This window comes from Citrobacter sp. Cb080, from assembly GCF_030334745.1.
GTDB classification, from domain to species: Bacteria; Pseudomonadota; Gammaproteobacteria; order Enterobacterales; family Enterobacteriaceae; genus Citrobacter; species Citrobacter braakii.
The window spans coordinates 1-711 of sequence record NZ_JAOWDG010000008.1 but is presented as its reverse complement, the minus strand read 5'-3'; the positions used below and the strand labels follow the sequence as shown (position 1 = coordinate 711).

Here is a 711-nt window from a genome sequence, read left to right as displayed (position 1 = left end):
GTGATGCATCTGTGCGGCCTGTCCCGCTCGACCATTTACGACCTCATCAGCCGGGAAGCCTTCCCGAAACAAATCTCCCTCGGCGGAAAAAATGTGGCGTGGGCGCAGTCTGAAATCACTGCATGGATGGCGGATCGCATTGCCGAACGTAACCGGGGCTATGACGCATGATGATGATCGTTCAGCAAACAGCCCCTTTTTCTGGCTTGCTTCTTTTCGCCGTTTCCAGGTATAGTTTTCCCGCTGTCGCAAAATCGGCAGCCGGAATTGGCGTTCCGAATAACTTCAAGGCGACACGACACGCGCCATGCGTGTTTTTTTATGTCGTTGCTCAGGCACACCCATTTTCAGGGCTGTGGTGTTTATTCGTGCACCCGAGCCCTTTTCTGATAATGGTAGTCCGGGCGGGGCAGCCTTCGGGCTGGCCGGTTTCCTTGAAGGCCGGTTACGCCAACCCCGTTCGGGCTGCCACCAGTGAAATTGGCGTTTCCGGTGGTAGTTTTTCAAACTACTTCAAGGAGGCTGCCATCATGGCTACTACCCTCACCCCGTCACACCCGCAGTTTGTCTTTGTGTTTGCCGCCGTTCGTCGCGCAGACCGTAAACCCCGTATCTGTATGCTCCGCACCGCTGCCGGTGATGAGCACGCCGCACGTCTTTCTCTCGTTCGCGATTACGTTCTCTCGTTCGCTGGCCGTCTGCCGGTTGCGG

Annotated in this window: 2 protein-coding genes; both read left to right on the top strand. The window is 56.4% G+C overall.

Features of this window, described 5'->3' with window-relative positions; genetic code table 11:
* A partial coding sequence (locus tag OGV38_RS00060; protein WP_286472816.1) for a helix-turn-helix transcriptional regulator occupies positions 1-171 on the top strand: 171 nt, incomplete at its 5' end.
* On the top strand, positions 168-711 hold a 544-nt coding region (locus OGV38_RS00055; RefSeq protein WP_286472819.1), incomplete at its 3' end, for a host cell division inhibitor Icd-like protein. The genes OGV38_RS00060 and OGV38_RS00055, both read left to right, overlap by 4 nt.